We start from the raw sequence: 14523 nt of genomic DNA on the forward strand, positions 1-14523 counted from the left end.
CGAAGCCCCGCCGTAGGGTTTCCGCCATGACCGAGAAGCCCGCCGTCACCGACCTCCTGGAGCAGATCCAGGGGTACGGCGCGTGGGCGGTCATCCGGCGCAAGGCCGCCCCGACCGCGGGCCTCGTGGGTGGCACGCCGCACGAGGTCGCCTCGCTGCTCGACATCCCGCTCGAGACCGGCGCGCCCGAGCCGGGCCGCAGCGCCGACCGGCTCGTCGCGGTGCCGTTCCGGCAGGTCGCCGAGCGCGGGTTCGCCGCGATCGACGACGGCGCGCCGCTGACCGTGGTCGACATCGAGGCTGAGCACGAGGTGTCGGTCGACGACCTGCTGGCCGCGCTCCCGGACGTACCGGTCGAGCTCGCGGACCGGGGCGGGTTCGCCACCAGCGACGAGGACTACGGCCGCGTCGTCGAGGCGATCATCCGCGACGAGATCGGCCAGGGCGAGGGCGCCAACCTCGTCATCGGACGGCACTACCGCGCCGTGCTCGCCGACTGGGACGCCACGAAGGCCCTGACGGTGCTGCGCCGGCTGCTCGAGCGCGAGCGCGGGGCGTACTGGACGTTCTGCTTCTGGACCGGCGAGCGGTTCCTCATCGGCGCCTCCCCGGAGCGACACGTGTCGGTGCGCTCCGGCGACGTCCGGATGAACCCGATCTCCGGCACCTTCCGCGTCGGCGGGCTGTCCGGGGACGAGCTCAAGGCCGGCCTGCTGGAGTTCCTCGCCGACGAGAAGGAGGTCTTCGAGCTCTTCATGGTCGTCGACGAGGAGCTCAAGATGATGTGCGAGGTCTGCCACGAGGGCGGGCAGGTCCTCGGGCCGTTCCTCAAGCCGATGACGCACCTGATCCACACCGAGTACCTCCTGGCCGGGCGCTCGCACCGCGACCACCGCGAGATCCTGCGCGACACGATGTTCGCCGCCACCGTCACCGGCGCGCCCGTCGAGAACGCGTGCCGGCTGATCGCCGACTACGAGCCGGAGGGGCGCGGCTACTACGGCGCCGCGCTGGCGCTCTTCGGTCGCTCGCCCGACGGCACGCCGACGATGGACAGCCCGATCCTGATCCGCACCGCCGACGTCTCGCCGTCCGGCGAGCTCAAGGTCACTGCGGGCGCGACCCTGGTCCGCGACTCCGACGCGGCCTACGAGGTGGCCGAGACGCGCGCCAAGGCCGGCGGCATCCTCAGCGCGTTCGGGCTCGCGCCGGCCGCGACCACCGACGGCGCCGACATCGCCGAGCTGGCCCGCGACGAGGACGTCGTGCTCGCGCTCGGCTCCCGCAACCAGCGACTCTCCCGCTTCTGGCTGACCGACCAGGCGGGCGAGCCGGCCGACCCGTCCCTCGCGGGCCGTACCGCCGTGGTCCTCCACGGCGAGGACGACTTCGTCAACATGCTCGTCCACGTGCTCGGGACGTTCGGGATGACCTCGACCGTCGTGCGGCACGAGGACTACGCGACCGGTGCCTTCGACGGCGCCGATCTCGTCGTCGTCGGTCCCGGCCCGGGCGATCCCCGGGAGGGCGAGCACCCCAAGATCGCCGCCTTCCGCCGCGCGGTCGACGACCTGCTCGCCGCCGGCCAGCCGTTCCTGGCCGTCTGCCTCGGCCACCAGACGCTGTGCCAGCGCCTCGGCCTCGACCTGGCCTACAAGGACGTCGTGTTCCAGGGCACGCAGTCGCCGGTGCGGCTCGGCGGGCGCACCGAGCGGGTCGGGTTCTACAACACGTTCGTCGGCCGGGTGCCGGCCGCGGGCCTGCCGGCCGGCACAGTGTCGGTCGGACTGCGGGTCGAGGCCGACGAGGCCACCGGCGACGTCCACGCGATCGCCGGTCCGCACTTCCGCGGCATCCAGTTCCACGCCGAGTCGATCCTCACCGAGAACGGCCGCGACCTGATCCACAGTGCGGTCCGCGAGCTGCTGGCCTGAGGTCCCTGTCTCGCGTCCCGCCCCGCGGCCCCCTCAACCACGGAGTGACGGAGTGCGACCTCCGCCCCTCCCCTGACGTCTGAGGACGGGGTGCAGGTCGAACCGCCCGGCCCGGCTGCAGGACGTCCTCAGATGCCGGTCCGGGTGAGCTATTGTCGAGTCATCGACTAGACATTCATTCGGCGTGTGAGGCAACCCAATCGCGTCGGTGGGCGTCACTCTGGGTAGCCGAACGGGAACGACGGGGGACAGGTGCACCACTTCAGGAGGGTCTGGGCAGGCGTGTGCCTGCTCGCGCTGGTGGCGTGCGGCGCGCCCGGGACGACGACCACGACCGACGAGCGGCCGCCGCCGCGCCCCAGCAGCACGCCGCGGCCGGTGGGTGAGCTGGCGCCGGCCGCCCGGGCGGGCCAGCCCAACATCGTCGTGGTGATGCTCGACGACTTCTCGGCCGACCTGGTCCAGACGATGCGCTCGGCCCAGCAGATGCGCCGCACCGGCGCGAGCTACCCGTACACCTTCGTCACCGACTCGCTGTGCTGCGTGTCGCGCTCGAGCTTCTTCACCGGGCAGTACCCCCACCAGACCGGCGTACGCACCAACACCTCCCACGACGGCACCTCGATGCTGGGCGGCTGGCCGGCCTACGACACCCACGGCAACCCCGAGCGCGCGTTCAACCTGCGCCTGCAGGAGGCCGGCTACACGACGTCGTTCGTCGGCAAGTTCCTCAACGAGTACGAGTGGGTGCCCGGCCGGGCGCTGCCGCCGGTGGTGCCGGGCTGGTCGACCTTCAACGCCGTCTTCGGCTCCGCCTACGACGGGTGGGACTTCGCCAGCACGTCGGTCGTCGACCAGCGCATGCGCGTCACGCAGCACCCCGCCCCGCCGACGTCCGCGTCCGACGCGGCCAAGGACCGGGCCTACGCCGGCACCGTCATCGGCGACCTGGCGATGGACGCCGTGCGTCGCGGCGAGCGGGGCGACGCGCCGTACTTCCTCGAGGTCGCGGTCTACGCCCCGCACAACCGCACCCAGCCGCAGGGCTACTACCCCGGCGACCCGCTCTTCCCGCCGATGTTCCGCGACCGCACCGGCGAGCGGTCGTGCGGACGGGTCGCCTGCAGCAAGCTGACCGTCGAGGACCTGCCCGGCTTCGGCGACCCGGCGCGCGACAACCGGCCGCGCGCCGCCGACGGCTCGAAGGCGCGTGCGTGGAACACGGTCCCGACGCTGTCCCGGGCCGTGGCCGAGCGCGACCTGCGCGACCGCGCGCGGATGGCGCAGTCGGCCGACCGGCTGGTGCGCCGCATCCTGCGCACGGTCGGCCCCGACACCTACGTCGTGCTGACCTCCGACAACGGCTTCCACCTCGGCCAGCTCGGGCTCGGCCGCGGCAAGGGCACGCCCTACGACACCGACGTACGCGTCCCGCTGCTGGTCACGGGGCCGGGCGTGGTGCCCGGCAAGCGGCGCGAGGTCACCAGCAACATCGACCTCGCCCCGACCTTCGAGGAGCTCGCCGGGCTGACGCCTCCGGCCTACCGCAGCGGCCTCTCGCTCGTGCCGACGCTCACCCAGCCCCGGCTGGTGCGCCAGTCCTACGCCTTCCTCGAGCACACCCAGCAGACCCTCGGCGGGCACGACCCCGACGCCGCGTTCACCGGCGCCGAGCTCGACCGGATCCCGTCCTTCACGGCCGTCCGCAGCCGCACCGCGCTGCTGGCGCGCTTCGACCTCGACCCGCGACGTACCCGCACGGAGTGGGGCTACGAGTTCTACGACTACCGCCGTGACCCCTTCGAGCGGCGCAACACCTTCACGGCGCGGCGCAGCCAGGCGCAGGTGGCGACGCTGATGGCCAAGCTCGCCGCGTTCGACAGCTGCACCGAGCGCGGCGACCAGCCGCTCACCGACGGGTGCCGGGTGGTGCGCCAGTAGCACTAACCTCGCAGCGTGCAGCCGGACGTGATCGTGGTCGACCACCACGACTCCTACACGTGGAACCTGGTGCACCTCGTGGCGGGCGTGACCGGCCGGCTGCCCCGGGTCGTGCAGCACGACGAGGTCACCGCCGACGAGGTGCTGGCCCACTCCCACGTCGTCCTCTCGCCCGGCCCCGGCCACCCTGCGTCGGTCGCCGACTTCGCGGTCGGGCGCGACGTCCTCCTTGCGGGGACCCGCCCCGTGCTGGGCGTGTGCCTGGGGATGCAGGGCCTGGTGACGGCCTACGGCGGCACGGTCGCGCGGGTGCGACCCGCCCACGGCGAGGTCGCGGCGATCACCCACGACGGCGCCGGCGTGCTGGCAGGGCTGCCCCAGGGCTTCGCCGCGGTCCGCTACCACTCGCTGGCGGCGGTCGAGCTGCCCGACTGCCTGGTCGCCACCGCCTGGAGCGAGGACGGCGTCGTGATGGGCGTACGCCACCGCGAGCTGGCGCTGGAGGGCGTGCAGTTCCATCCCGAGTCGGTGCTGTCGGCGCACGGGGACGCGATGGTGCGGAGGTTCCTCGCCGATGCCTGACCCGGTCTCCTTCTTCGCCGACGTCGCCGCCGCGCACCGGCGCTGCTTCTGGCTCGACGGCGGCGGGGCCCGCGAGTGGTCGGGCCGCCGCTCGATCATCGGGTGGCTCGACGACGACGACGTCTCGCTCTCCTTCTCCGCGGCCCGACGCGAGGTGCGCCGCCACGTCGGCGGCGACTCCGAGGTCGTCGGCGACGACGTCTTCGCCGTGCTCGAGGCGGAGGTGGCGGCGGGGGAGCAGTGGTTCGGCTACCTCGGCCACGCCGCGCGCACCGACCTCCCCGCCACGCCCGACCCCCGCCTCCCCGACGCCGTCTGGATGCGCCCGCGGGGGGTGCGGGTCTTCGAGCACGACCCCACCTCGGTGGTCGAGGTGCGAGCGGAGCGAGCCTCGAGGCCACTGGAGTCGGAGGTTTCGAGGCTCGTCGCTGGCGCTCCTCGCGCCTCAACCACCGGGGCGGGTGTGACCGACTCGTACGCCGCGGCGTTCGCGCGCGTCCAGGAGCACCTGCACGCCGGCAACTCCTACGAGGTCAACCTGACCCACCGGGTCAGCATCGACGAGGACCTCGACCCGGTGTCGGCCTACCTCCGGCTCCGCGCGCTCAACCCCGCGCCGTACGCCGGCTTCCTCCAGCACGACGTCGACGGGGCACGGGCCTGGCTGCTGTCGAGCTCGCCGGAGCGCTACGCCCTGGTCACCCCCGGCCGGCACCTCGAGACCAAGCCGATCAAGGGCACGACCCCGCGCGGGACGACGCCCGAGGACGACGAGGCGCAGCGCCAGCGGCTCGCGACCGACCCCAAGACGCGCGCCGAGAACCTGATGATCGTCGACCTGCTGCGCAACGACCTGTCGCTCGTCTGCGAGGTCGGCTCGGTCGAGGTGCCGGCGCTGATGGAGGTCGAGTCCTACGAGTCGGTGCACCAGCTCGTCTCGACCGTGCGGGGGCGCCTGCGCGACGACGTCTCGACCGTCGCGGCGCTGCGTGCGCTCTTCCCGGCGGGCTCGATGACCGGGGCGCCCAAACGGCGCACGATGGAGGTCATCGAGGAGGTCGAGTCGACGCCGCGCGGGGTCTACGCCGGCGCCTTCGGGTGGATCAGCGGCGACGGTCCCGCCGACCTCGGCGTGGTGATCCGCTCCCTGGTGACCGACGGGAGCGGGACCTGGACGCTCGGCACCGGCGGCGGGATCACGGTGCGCTCCGACGTCGCGGAGGAGTGGGCCGAGGCGGGGTGGAAGGCCGAGCGGCTGCTGCGCGTCTTCGGCTAGACCGGCGTGGTGGCGGCGGCGTCGACGCCCGGCAGCCAGAGCGCGAAGCGCGCACCGCCACCCGGCGCCCCGGTGACGTCGACCCGGCCGCCGTGCCGGTCGACGACCTGGCGCACGATCGCGAGCCCGAGCCCCGACCCGGGCATGGCGCGCGACTCCTCCGCCCGGTAGAAGCGCTCGAAGACGTGCGGGCGGTCGGCCTCGGCGACGCCCTGGCCCTGGTCGTCGACGGTCAGCACGCCGTCGCCGAGCCGGACCGTCACGGTGCCCTCGGTCGGGCTCCACTTCGCGGCGTTGTCGAGCAGGTTGGTCACCGCACGCTCGAGGCTGCTGGCGTCGCCGACCACGCGCCACGGTGCGAGCTCGACGTCGAAGGCGATGCCCTGGGCGCGACGGCGTACGCGGGTCACCGCGCGCTCGACGACCGCGGCGAGGTCGACCTCCGCGACGGTGCGCGTCATCGGCTCGTCGCGGGCCAGCTCGACGAGGTCGCCGACCAGCGCGCTCAGCTCCTCGATCTGGCCGCGGACGTCGTCGAGCAGCTCCAGGCGTGCCTGGGCCGGCAGAGCCGTGTTGCCCTCGGCCTGCCGCAGCAGGTCGAGGTTGGTCCGCAGCGAGGTGAGCGGCGTGCGCAGCTCGTGGCTGGCGTCCGCGACGAGGCGGCGCTGGCGGTCGCGGGACGCGGCGAGCGCCAGCAGCATCTGGTTGAACGCGGTCGCGAGCCGCGCGACCTCGTCGTCGCCCTCGACCCGCAGCGGCCGGAGGTCCTCGGTGACCGCGATCCGCTCGACGACCGACGTCAGCCGCCGCACGGGTCGGAGGCCGTTGCGGGCCACGAGCCAGCCCGCCAGCAGCGCGGCGAGCACGCCGAGCGCACCGAAGACGAAGAGCACCCCGCTGAGCTTCTCCAGCGTGCGGTCGTTGGCGGCGAGCGGCTGGGCGAGGATCAGCGCCTCGCCGCGACCCGCCTGCACGGTCGCCACGCGGTAGCGCTCGCCCTCCTCGGTCACCAGCGTGCGCACCGCCGAGGAACGCTGCCCGGTCATCACGTCGTACTCGGGCTGGCCGAGCGTGAAGTGCGGGATGTCCGCCCCGGCGACACCGTCGGCGGTGATGAAGATGACCCGGACGTCGGCGGCGCCGAGCATCCAGGGCGGGAAGCCCTTCACGGTGAGCAGGGACAGCGTCGTGTTGGCGGTCGCCTTGTGCGCGCGGTCGAGCAGCGACTGGTCCAGCGAGCTCATCAGCTGCTGGCGCATCACCATGAACGCCGTGAGCGCCATGGCCGCGATCGAGACACCGAGGACCATCGTGGTCAGCACCGCGACGCGGGAGGCCAGCGAGCGCCGGTAGTGCCAACGCCCGTCGGGCCAGGCCGTGCCGGACCTCACGACGCCGGCCTCATGCTTCCTTCAGGACGTAGCCCACGCCGCGCACGGTCTGGATCAGCCGCGGCTCGCCCTCGGCCTCGGTCTTGCGGCGGAGGTAGCCGACGTAGACCTCGAGGGAGTTGGCCGAGGTCGGGAAGTCGTAGCCCCAGACCTCCTCGAGGATGAACGAGCGGTCCAGCACCCGGCGGGGCCGGCGCAGGAACATCTCCAGCAGGGTGAACTCGGTGCGGGTCAGCTCGATCGGCCGGCCGCCGCGGGTGACGTCGCGGCTCGCGACGTCCATGGTGAGGTCGGCGAAGGCCAGCACCTCGCCCTCCCCGCCGTCGTCGGGGACGACGCGGCGCAGCAGCGCGCGGATCCGGGCGAGCAGCTCCTCGAGCGCGAACGGCTTGGTGAGGTAGTCGTCGGCGCCGGCGTCGAGGCCCTCGACCCGGTCGCCGACCGCGTCGCGGGCGGTGAGCACGAGCACCGGCACGTCGTTGCCCGCCGCGCGCAGGGCGCGGGTCGTCTCGATGCCGTCGAGGCGCGGCATCATCACGTCGATCACCACGACGTCGGGGTGCTGGGCCCCGACCGCGACCAGCCCTTCGGCGCCGTCGGCCGCGAGCACCACCTCGTAGCCGTTGAACTCCAGGGAGCGCCGCAGCGAGTCACGCACGGCGCGGTCGTCGTCGACGACCAGCACGCGGGGCTTGGAGTCGGTCACGCGCCAAGGATGCCACCGGGGCCTGAGCGGAGGCTGAACGCTTCGTTGGTCGAGGAAGGACGACGTCCTGTCACGAGACCTCCTCGACCAGCGACCGCCTAGGCGTAGCGGGCGGCGATCGTGCCGGCGCGGGCGCCGTAGCCGCCGCCGAACATGCAGGCGTGGACCAGCAGCGGGAAGAGCTGGTGCACCCCGAGCCGGTCCTCCCAGCCGTCGGCCAGCGGGCTCGCCTCGTCGTAGGCCGCCATCACCCGCTGCAGGTGGGTGAGCCCGAAGAGGTGCAGCATCGCGAGGTCGACCTCGCGGTGGCCGCCGTAGGCGGCCGGGTCGATGACGTGGATCGCGAGGTCCTGGCCCCAGAGGCAGTTGCCGTTCCAGAGGTCGCCGTGCAGCCGGGCGGGCTGCTCCTCGGGGAGCAGGTCGGTGAGCCGGCCGACGACGGCCTCGACGGAGGCGGCGTCGGTCTCGGAGATCGCGCCGCGGTCGCGGGCGAGCTTGAGGTAGGGCAGGAGCCGGCGGACGGCGTAGAACTCCGGCCACGAGCTCGTCGTGCGGTTGGGCAGCGGCAGCCGGCCGATGTAGCCGTCGTGGTCCAGGCCCCACCCGTCGGCGCCGGCGGCGTGGGTGGCGGCGAGCTGCTGGCCGAAGGTGGCGGCCGCCTCGACCGGGGTCTTCGGGCTCTGCTCGACCCACGCCAGGATCACGCAGTCGTCCGCCGCGGCGAGCACCTCCGGCAGCGGCACCCCGCCGTCGACCTCGGAGAGCCAGCGCAGCCCGGCGGCCTCGGCCTCGAAGAAGCCGTCGGGGGCGTGCGGCAGCGTCTTCATCAGCGCGGTCTGGCCGCTGGAGAGCCGGAGCCGGGTCGCGGTCGCGACGTCGCCGCCGGCGACCGGGGCGGTCGCGACGACGGACGCGCCGAGGAGCTCCTCGGCGCGGCGGGCCACCAGCGGCTGGCGTGGCATCAGGCAGGGTCCTCGAGCGCGGCGGCCAGCTCGGCCGTCACCGCGTCGCTCGTGCGCTCGACCATCGCCAGCACCTCCTCGAACCCGTCGTCACCACCGTAGTACGGGTCCGGTACCTCGCTCCCGGGATCGACCGGATCGAGGTCGCGGAACAGCCCGACCCGCTCGGTGCGGCCGCCGACGTCGTCGAGGTTGGTGGCGTCCATCACCAGCACCACGTCGTACGCCTCGGGCCAGGTGCGGTCGTACTGCCGGGCGCGGTGGCGGCTGGGGTCGTAGCCGGCTGCGGACAGGGTCGCGGCGGCGCGCCGGTCCATCGGGTCGCCGACGTGCCAGCCGCCGGTGCCGGCGGAGACGACCTCGACGCGGTCGTCGAGCCCGGCGTCGGCCAGCCGGCTCTCCAGGACCACGTGGGCCATCGGGGAGCGGCAGATGTTGCCGAGGCAGACGAGGGCGACCCGGTAGTGGCCGGGCGTGCGGGGAGCGGGCAGGCGGGAGGTCGCCACGGGGTCAGTCCCCGGCGGGCAGCGCCGTCCGGACGCCCCAGCCGACGACGGTGATGACCAGCGAGCCGGCCAGCGCGTTCCAGAAGCCGTCGACGGTGAAGCCGACCCCGAAGGCGTCGGCCAGCCGCGCGGTGAGCAGCAGCATCAGCGCGTTGATGACGAGCAGCAGGAAGCCGAGCGTGAGGATGATGAACGGCAGCGAGAGCACCTTGACCACCGGCTCGATGAAGGTCGACACCAGCCCGAGGATCAGCGCGACCACGAGCACCGGCACGATCTTGTCCTGCAGCTCGGCCTGCCCGTTCCTCGCCCCCTCGAACGAGATCCCGTCGAGCAGCCAGGCGGCCACGGCCAGCCCGGCGGCGTAGGTCAGCAACCAGGTCACGAAGCGCATGGCTCGACCCTAGCGGCCGCTACCCTCGCGGGCGTGGTGACGATCGGCGGGACGGGCGTGATGGTGCTGGGCGGGCTGGTCGCCGCCGTGGTCGCCGGCCTGGTCGCCCTCGCGCTGCGTCGCTTCGTCGGCACGCCGACGGCGGTGGCGACCGGCGGGCTGCTGTGGTCGCTGGTCGCGATCGCGCTGGTCACGCTCGTGCCGACGCGCCCCGACACCGGCTTCGTGCCCGCCGAGACCCGCAGCGACACCTGCTCGTGGGACTACGGCGGGCCCTCCGGCACCACCTTCGAGGTGCTCGGACTCGACCAGCGCACCCTCAACGTCCTGCTCTTCGTCCCTGCCGGGCTGTTCCTGGTGCTCACGGTCGGTCGCTGGTGGGCCGGGGTGGTGCTCGCGCCGCTCGGTCTCGCGCTCCTCGCGGCCTACAGCCTCGGCATCGAGTTCGTGCAGCTCCAGCTCGCCCGCCTCGACCGGGCCTGCGACGTCACCGACATGGTCGACAACGTGCTCGGTGCGGGGATCGGCTTCCTCCTCGGCCTGCTCCTGCTGCCCCTCGTGCGGCCGTGGCGGGGCCGCGGCTCGGCGCGGGAGCCGGTCGCTCACTAGGGTGCGAGGCATGTCCTCGTCGTCGCCCACCACGCCCCAGCCCCGGCCCAACGTGCTCGCCATCCCTGCGTACGTCGCCGGCAAGCCGCCCGTCGCCCAGCCCGGGCTGACGTCCTACAAGCTGTCGTCGAACGAGAACCCGTACCCGCCGCTGCCCGGCGTGCTCGAGGCGGCGACCGAGGCGGCGGCGCAGATGAACCGCTACCCCGACATGGGCAGCACCGCGCTCTACGCCGCGCTCGCCGAGGCGATGGGCGTGCCGGCCGAGGACCTCGCCGCGGCCACCGGCTCGGTCGGGCTGATCTACCAGCTGGTCAACGCCTTCTGCGAGCCCGGCGACGAGGTCGTCTACGCGTGGCGGTCCTTCGAGGCGTACCCGATCGCGGTCACCGCCGGCGGCGCCACCAGCGTGCAGGTGCCGGTGACCGCGGACGGGCGCCACGACCTCGACGCGATGGCGGCCGCTGTCACCGACCGCACCAAGGTCGTCATCGTCTGCACGCCCAACAACCCGACCGGTCCGGCGGTGACGCAGGCCGAGCTCGACGCGTTCATCGCGAAGGTCCCGACCCACGTGGTGGTCGTGGTCGACGAGGCCTACCTCGAGTTCGTCCGGATGGACGACGCGATCGACGGCGTCGCCACCTACCGGCGCCACGACAACGTCGTGCTGACCCGCACCTTCTCCAAGGCGTACGGCCTGGCCGGCTTCCGGGTCGGCTATGCCGTCGCCCCGGCCCCGCTGGCCGCCGCCCTGCGCGCCGTGTCGCTGCCCTTCGGCGTCAGCCACGTCGCGCAGGCCGCCGCGATCGCCTCGCTCGCCGCGTCCGACGAGCTGATGGCGCGCGTCGACGACCTCGTCGCGCGCCGCGCCGACCTGCTTGCGCGGCTGCACGAGGTGGGCTGGGACCTGCCGGACGCGCAGGGCAACTTCGTGTGGTTCCCGCTCGGCGACCGCGCCCTCGACTTCGCCGCCGCCTGCGGCGAGGTCGGCATCTCGGTGCGGCCCTTCGCCGGCGACGGCGTCCGGGTCAGCATCGGCGAGTCCGAGGCGTTCGACCGCGTGGTCGAGGTGGCCGCCCGCTTCGCGCCTCGCTGAGCCGGGGGCGGGGGGCTGCCTCTTCAGCGATCCCCGGTCAGCCGGGGATCGCTGAACATGTCAGGCCGTGCACGCCCTGACATGTTCAGCGAGAGCCTGACAAGTCCGGGGCGGACGCCGCCTCCGGCACTGCCGGCGGCCGGTCCATCGCCCGGAAGCTCGGCACCCGCGCCGGCGCCATCGTGGTGACGAGGTAGACCGCGCCGGCGACCAGCAGCGCCGGCGAGAGCCCGAGACCGGCGACGGCGAGGCCGCCGAGGATCCCGCCGAGGGGCATCAGCGACCAGCAGATCGCGGTGTTGAGCGAGGACACCCGGCCCATCAACGGAGCCGGGATCCGCTCGAGGATGACCGCCCCGAGGATCGGGTTGAGGAAGCCGGAGGCGACACCCGCGACGGCGATCACCACGAACACCGCCCACACCGGCGAGTCCAGGGCCATCACCACGAAGCGCGGGGCCCCGGCGACGAGGAAGGCGAGGACGTACGTCCGGAAGCGCGGGAGGGTCTCGCCCCACCGGGCCGCGACCAGCGCGCCGAGGACCGACGCCCCGCTCATCACGGCGAAGAGCGTGCCGAGCACCGCGACCCCCGCGCCCGAGTCCTTCGCCCACACGGGCGCGAGCACCGCGCTCCACGCCTGGTCGACGAGGTTGGTCACCGCCACCATCACGCACACCGCGACCAGCACCGGCTCGGTGCGCAGGAAGTCCCAGCCCTGCCGCAGCTCGGTGGCGTACGACGTGGCGTCGGTGCCCTCCTCCGGCGGCACCGGCCGGCCCAGGCCCGTGGTGGCGACGGCGAAGACCACGAACGAGACGAGGAACGTCGCGGCGTCGACGTAGAGCGCGTTGGCGGCCCCGATCGAGGCGACCAGCAGTCCGGCCAGTGCGGCCCCGGCCATCGACGACGTCCGCTCGACGGCCGAGGCGAGGCCGGTCACCCGCTCCAGCGACCAGCCGCCGACGCGGGCGATCTCCGGGCTCATCGCGGACTTGCCGGCGTCGCCCGGACCGCGGAGCGCGCCCGCGAGCGCGACCAGGACGAGCAGGACGGGGAAGGACAGCAGGCCGAGGTGGTGAAGCAGCGGGATCGCGGCCACCACGATGCTCGAGAGCAGGTCGCACGTGAGCGTCACCCGGCGCGGGCCCACCCGGTCGAGCAGCGGCCCGCCGAGCGCCTTCAGCACGACCAGCGGCGCGATCTCGGCCGCCGCGACGAGGCCGGTCTGGGCCGCCGACCCCGTCGTCGACAGCACGAACCACGGGATCGCGATCATCGAGACCCGCGTCCCGACGAACGACATGCCCTCCGCCACCAGCGCGCCGACGAGCGGCGCGCGGCGGGTGGCCACGCCCTCCATCACGCGTCCCGCTGCTGGCCGGGGCGCAGGAACGCGTTGATGTTGACCGAGAACGGGGCGGCGTCCTCGTCGTCGGACGACGGGGTCTGCTCCACGATCCTCGCGAGCTCCTGCACCAGGGCGTGGGCCTGCGACGGCGTCAGGCGCAGCTCCCAGTCGCTCAGGGTCCCGGCGGAGCGCCACTCCGTGGGCAGGAACGGCAGCTCGGCCACCGCGGCGCGCAGCCGGTCGGCGTAGAGCTGCGCCACGGTCGCGAGGTAGGCCTCGACGTCCTCGCCCCCGACGTCGTCGCCGCGCAGGTCGGTGCGGGTCGACTCGTGCGCCGCGCGCCACCAGCGGTCGCGCGCGTTGCCACGCTCGGTGTCCTCCTCGATGAAGCCGTGCTGGGCGAGCTGGCGCAGGTGGTACGACGTCGCGCCGGTGTTGAGGTCGAGCCGCTGCGCGAGCGTGGTGGCGGTCGCCGGCCCCTCGGTGCGCAGGATGCCGAGCATCCGCAGCCGGACCGGGTGGCTCAGCGCGCGGAGCCCCGCGACGTCGGGGGTGATGGAGGAGGCCATGACGGCAGCGTAGGACTGCAAAGAATCATTTGCAAACACTTCTTTGCGGATTGTGCGGTAGTCCAGTGGCCAGATGTCGCGAAGTCGGCCCGCGGGCAGCACCTCGCCACTGGACTACCCCCGGGCGGGGGTGGTGCCCGCGGCTATCGTTGAAGCGTGAACGACACCGCGACCTACACGAAGAAGGGCGAGCCCTTCGAGCGCGACATGTCCTACCTCCCGGACCGGATCCTGGCCGGCGAGCGCTCGGCCGACCCGCTGGACGAGCAGTTCCCCAGCGGCTCCAAGGACAGCCCGCGCGACGTGCCGGTGTGGGCCGCCGAGCCGGGCCGCTACCGCCTCGTGGCCGCCCGCGCCTGCCCGTGGGCGCACCGCTCGATCATCGTGCGCACCCTCCTCGGCCTCGAGGACGTGATCTCGTGGGGCGCGCCCGGACCGACCCACGACGCCCGCAGCTGGACCTTCGACCTCGACCCGGACGGCAAGGACCCCGTCCTGGGCATCGAGCGGCTCCAGGAGGCGTACTTCGCCCGCCAGCCCGACTACCCGCGCGGCATCACGGTCCCGGCGATCGTCGAGGTGGAGTCGGGCAAGGTCGTCACCAACGACTTCCCGCAGATCACCCACGACCTGTCCTTCGAGTGGCGCGAGCACCAGCGGCCCGACGCGCCCGACCTGTGGCCCGCCGACCTCCGCGAGGAGATGGAGGAGGTCATGAAGCGGATCTTCACCGAGATCAACAACGGCGTCTACCGCTGCGGCTTCGCCGGCTCGCAGGAGGCCTACGAGGACGCGTACGCCCGGCTGTGGACCGCGATGGACTGGGTCGAGGAGCGCCTCGCCGACCGCCGCTACCTGATGGGCGACGCGATCACCGAGGCCGACGTCCGCCTGTTCACGACGCTGGTCCGCTTCGACGCGGTCTACCACGGTCACTTCAAGTGCAACCGCAACAAGCTGACCGAGATGCCGAACCTCTGGGGCTACGCGCGCGACCTCTTCCAGACCCCCGGCTTCGCCGACGAGGTCGACTTCGACCAGATCAAGCGGCACTACTACGTCGTGCACACCGACATCAACCCGACGCAGGTCGTCCCTGTCGGCCCGGATCCGGCGGTCTGGCTGACGCCGCACGGGCGGGGTTGAGCGGAGACGTCTCCGCTCAACCACCGTCGTTGACGCTGGACGCACGTTATTGCGTGC

At 73.3% G+C, this 14523-nt stretch carries 14 protein-coding genes; 7 read left to right on the forward strand and 7 right to left on the reverse strand.

Annotation, left to right across the window (positions count from 1 at the left end):
* The first annotated feature begins 26 nt into the window (after positions 1-26).
* The 4 genes from KDN32_RS00085 (at position 27) to KDN32_RS00100 (ending at position 5733) form a co-directional block, all read left to right on the forward strand.
* Complete coding sequence (locus KDN32_RS00085) at positions 27-1934, forward strand: anthranilate synthase family protein (protein ID WP_211730103.1); 1908 nt, start codon at positions 27-29, stop codon at positions 1932-1934.
* A gap of 252 nt (positions 1935-2186) precedes the next feature.
* A complete protein-coding gene (locus KDN32_RS00090) occupies positions 2187-3875 on the forward strand; it encodes a sulfatase-like hydrolase/transferase (RefSeq protein ID WP_211730104.1) in 1689 nt (562 codons plus the stop codon).
* 15 nt (positions 3876-3890) lie between these two features.
* Positions 3891-4457 (forward strand): anthranilate synthase component II, encoded by a 567-nt coding sequence (locus KDN32_RS00095; protein WP_211730105.1) that lies wholly within the window; start codon positions 3891-3893, stop codon positions 4455-4457.
* Positions 4450-5733, forward strand: a complete 1284-nt coding sequence (locus KDN32_RS00100) for an anthranilate synthase component I family protein (RefSeq protein WP_211730106.1) — start codon at positions 4450-4452, stop codon at positions 5731-5733. The genes KDN32_RS00095 and KDN32_RS00100 overlap by 8 nt, the downstream gene beginning before the upstream one ends.
* Here KDN32_RS00100 and KDN32_RS00105 read toward each other — a convergent pair.
* The 5 genes from KDN32_RS00105 to KDN32_RS00125 form a co-directional block, all read right to left on the reverse strand.
* Positions 5730-7124: a sensor histidine kinase gene (locus KDN32_RS00105; RefSeq protein ID WP_307853581.1), complete on the reverse strand. Its 1395-nt coding sequence runs from the start codon at positions 7122-7124 to the stop codon at positions 5730-5732. The two genes, KDN32_RS00100 and KDN32_RS00105, sit on opposite strands and share 4 nt — an antisense overlap.
* 10 nt (positions 7125-7134) lie before the next feature.
* Positions 7135-7830: a response regulator transcription factor gene (locus tag KDN32_RS00110; RefSeq protein ID WP_211730107.1), complete on the reverse strand. Its 696-nt coding sequence runs from the start codon at positions 7828-7830 to the stop codon at positions 7135-7137.
* Between the two features lie 98 nt (positions 7831-7928).
* Complete coding sequence (locus KDN32_RS00115) at positions 7929-8792, reverse strand: fructosamine kinase family protein (protein WP_211730108.1); 864 nt, start codon at positions 8790-8792, stop codon at positions 7929-7931.
* Positions 8792-9298, reverse strand: coding sequence for a low molecular weight protein-tyrosine-phosphatase (locus tag KDN32_RS00120; RefSeq protein ID WP_211730109.1), 507 nt, complete (start codon positions 9296-9298; stop codon positions 8792-8794). The genes KDN32_RS00115 and KDN32_RS00120 overlap by 1 nt, the downstream gene beginning before the upstream one ends.
* Positions 9299-9302: 4 nt before the next feature.
* Complete coding sequence (locus KDN32_RS00125) at positions 9303-9692, reverse strand: phage holin family protein (RefSeq protein ID WP_211730110.1); 390 nt, start codon at positions 9690-9692, stop codon at positions 9303-9305.
* A 33-nt stretch (positions 9693-9725) separates the two neighbouring features.
* Here KDN32_RS00125 and KDN32_RS00130 point away from each other — a divergent pair, with 33 nt between their 5' ends.
* Both KDN32_RS00130 and hisC read left to right on the forward strand, forming a co-directional pair.
* The gene (locus KDN32_RS00130; protein WP_211730111.1) at positions 9726-10301 is read left to right on the forward strand and encodes a VanZ family protein; all 576 of its coding nucleotides are present in this window, start codon (positions 9726-9728) and stop codon (positions 10299-10301) included.
* A 10-nt stretch (positions 10302-10311) separates the two neighbouring features.
* A complete protein-coding gene (gene hisC, locus KDN32_RS00135; RefSeq protein ID WP_211730112.1) occupies positions 10312-11400 on the forward strand; it encodes a histidinol-phosphate transaminase in 1089 nt (362 codons plus the stop codon).
* An 85-nt stretch (positions 11401-11485) separates the two neighbouring features.
* On the opposite strand, the gene KDN32_RS00140 is transcribed toward hisC, so the two are convergent.
* Positions 11486-12754, reverse strand: coding sequence for an MFS transporter (locus tag KDN32_RS00140; protein WP_211730113.1), 1269 nt, complete (start codon positions 12752-12754; stop codon positions 11486-11488).
* Positions 12755-12762: 8 nt separating this feature from the next.
* Complete coding sequence (locus tag KDN32_RS00145; protein ID WP_211730114.1) at positions 12763-13320, reverse strand: ArsR/SmtB family transcription factor; 558 nt, start codon at positions 13318-13320, stop codon at positions 12763-12765.
* 156 nt (positions 13321-13476) lie between these two features.
* On the opposite strand from KDN32_RS00145, the gene KDN32_RS00150 reads away from it, so the two are divergent.
* Positions 13477-14466, forward strand: coding sequence for a glutathione S-transferase family protein (locus KDN32_RS00150; protein WP_307853582.1), 990 nt, complete (start codon positions 13477-13479; stop codon positions 14464-14466).
* Positions 14467-14523: the final 57 nt, after the last annotated feature.

It is taken from the genome of Nocardioides palaemonis, assembly GCF_018275325.1.
Lineage (GTDB): Bacteria > Actinomycetota > Actinomycetes > Propionibacteriales > Nocardioidaceae > Nocardioides > Nocardioides palaemonis.